The 2,698-nt window shown below is 76.2% G+C and carries 1 protein-coding gene; it reads left to right on the top strand.

Features of this window, described 5'->3' with window-relative positions:
• Position 1 precedes the first annotated feature (1 nt).
• Positions 2 to 2,557, top strand: a complete 2,556-nt coding sequence (locus KBX39_RS28255) for a bifunctional GNAT family N-acetyltransferase/acetate--CoA ligase family protein (RefSeq protein WP_210873444.1) — start codon at positions 2 to 4, stop codon at positions 2,555 to 2,557.
• Positions 2,558 to 2,698 lie beyond the last annotated feature (141 nt).

Raw genomic sequence — 2,698 nt, forward strand, 5'->3', positions numbered from 1 at the left:
GGTGACCACCGTCGAACAACCGGTGGACGTGCTGCTCAGCGACGGTACGACCGTCCAGCTGCGACAGATCCGTCCCGAGGACGCGCCCGAGATCGTGGCGATGCACGGCCGCTTCTCCGAGCGCACCCGCTACCTGCGCTACTTCTCGCCGTACCCGCGTATCCCGGAACGCGACCTGAAGCGCTTCGTCAACGTCGACCACCGCGACCGGGAGGCGTTCGTGGTGCTGGCCGGCGAGCGGATCGTCGCCGTCGGCCGGTACGAGCGCCTCGGCCCCGCCTCGCCGGAGGCCGAGGTGGCGTTCGTGGTCGAGGACGCCTACCAGGGCCGGGGCATCGGCTCGGTGCTGCTGGAGCACCTGGCCGACGCGGCCGGACGCAACGGCATCGTGCACTTCGTCGCCGAGGTGCTCCCGGCCAACGGGGCGATGTTGCGGGTCTTCGCCGACTTCGGCTACCAGGTCCAGCGCCAGTACGCCGACGGCGTGGTGCACCTGACCTTCCCGATCGCGCCGACCGAGGCGACGCTCGAGGTGCAGCGCGGCCGGGAGCACCGTACCGAGGCCCGCTCGATCGCCCGGCTGCTCGCGCCACGCGGCATCGCCGTCTACGGCGCCAGCACCACCGGTCAGGGCGTCGGCGCGGCGCTGCTCGGGCACCTGCGCGACGGCGGGTTCACCGGCGCGATCGTGCCGGTGCACCCGAGCGCGGCGACGGTGGCGGGGCTGCCCGCGTACCCGTCGGCGGCCGACGCCGGTCAGGACGTCGACCTCGCCGTGGTGGCGGTGCCGCCGGACGCGGTGACCGACGTGGTGCACGACGCCGCACGCGCCGGTGCGCACGGCCTGGTGGTGATCTCGGCCGGGTTCGCCGAGTCCGGCCCGGCCGGTGCGGCGGCGCAGCGCGCGCTGGTCCGCGCCGCGCACCTGGCCGGCATGCGGGTGGTCGGCCCGAACTGCCTCGGCGTCGCCAACACCGACCCGGCGGTACGCCTCAACGCCACGCTCGCCCCGGTGCTGCCCGCGGCGGGCCGGGTCGGCGTGTTCAGCCAGTCCGGCGCGTTCGGGGTGGCGCTGCTGGCCGAGGCGTCCCGGCGCGGGCTCGGCCTGTCCAGCTTCGTGTCGGCCGGCAACCGGGCCGACGTGTCCGGCAACGACCTGCTGCAGTACTGGCAGGACGACCCGGCCACCGACGTCATCACGCTCTACCTGGAGACGTTCGGCAACCCGCGCAAGTTCGCCCGGCTGGCCCGGCGCATCGGCCGTAGCAAGCCTGTGGTGGCGCTCGCCTCGCTGGCCCGGCCGCCGGGCGTGGGGGAGGCGCCCGCGCTGGACGCGGCGGCGGTGAGCGCGCTGTTCGCCCAGTCCGGGGTGATCCGGGTGGACACCGTGTCCGAGCTGCTCGACGTGGGTGTGCTGCTGGCCCACCAGCCGCTGCCCGCCGGGCGGCGGGTCGCCGTGGTGGGCAACTCGTCGGCGCTGACCGGGCTGGCCGCCACCGCCTGCGCCGCTCAGGGACTGACGGTCGCCGACGGGTACCCGCGGGACGTCGGGCCGAGCGCCGGGGCCGCCGCGTACGCCGCCGCGCTCGGTGACGCGGTCGCCGACGAGCGGGTCGACGCCGTGGTGGCGGTGTTCGCGCCGCCGCTGCCGGGGCAGCTCGCCGACCCGGTGGCCGACTTCGCCTCGGCGCTGCCCGACGCGCGGGTCACCGGCAAGCCGGTGGTGGCGACGTTCCTCGCCGGGCTGGTGCCGGCCGGGGTGCCGGCGTACCCGAGCGTCGAGGAGGCGGTACGCGCGCTGGGCCGGGTGACCGCGTACGCGGACTGGCTGCGCCGGCCCGCCGGGGTGCTGCCGGAACTGGCCGACGTGGACCGGACGGCCGGGCACGCCGCGCTGCGGCCCGACGGGGCCGACGCGGCGGCGTTGCTGCGCGCGTACGGCATCGACGTGGTGGAGTCGGTCCCGGCGACGACGACGGAGGAGGCGCTGGCCGCCGCCGAGCGGCTCGGCTGGCCGGTGGCGCTCAAGGCCGCCGCCCCCGGGCTGCGGCACCGCCTCGACCTCGGCGCGGTACGCCTCGACCTGGCCGACGCCGCCGCGCTGCGCCGCGCGTACGCCGAGATGGCACCGGCGTTCGGCGCGGAGGTGCTGGTCCAGCCGATGGTCGCGCCCGGCGTGGCGTGCGTGGTGGAGCTGGTGGAGGATCCGGCGTTCGGGCCGGTGGTCGGGTTCGGGCTCGGCGGCGTGGCGACCGAGCTGCTCGGCGACCGGGCCTGGCGGGCGGTGCCGCTGACCGACCGGGACGCCGCCGAACTGGTCGACGAGCCCCGGGCCGCGCCGCTGCTGCGCGGGCACCGGGGCGCCGCGCCGGTGGACCGGGCGGCGCTGGTCGACCTGCTGGTGCGGGTCGGGCGGCTCGCCGACGAGCAGCCCCGGGTGCGGTCGCTCACGCTGAATCCGGTGCTGGCCCGGCCGGACGGCATCTCGGTGCTGCACGCCACCGTGCGCACCGGCGCGGAGGTGGCGCGCCCGGACACCGGCCCCCGCCGCTTGTAAGGAAGGGCCCCTTATTAGTGAGTGTTTGAGATTTGGGGTGCGGCGGCGTGTCGGGTTGAGGTGAGGGAAGGCCCTCGGTAGGTCCGGTGGTGTCGAGCCAACCGTTTCCATACCGAGGGCCTTCTGATGACGTTGTACCCG

It is taken from the genome of Micromonospora sp. D75, assembly GCF_018070405.1.
GTDB lineage: Bacteria > Actinomycetota > Actinomycetes > Mycobacteriales > Micromonosporaceae > Micromonospora > Micromonospora chalcea.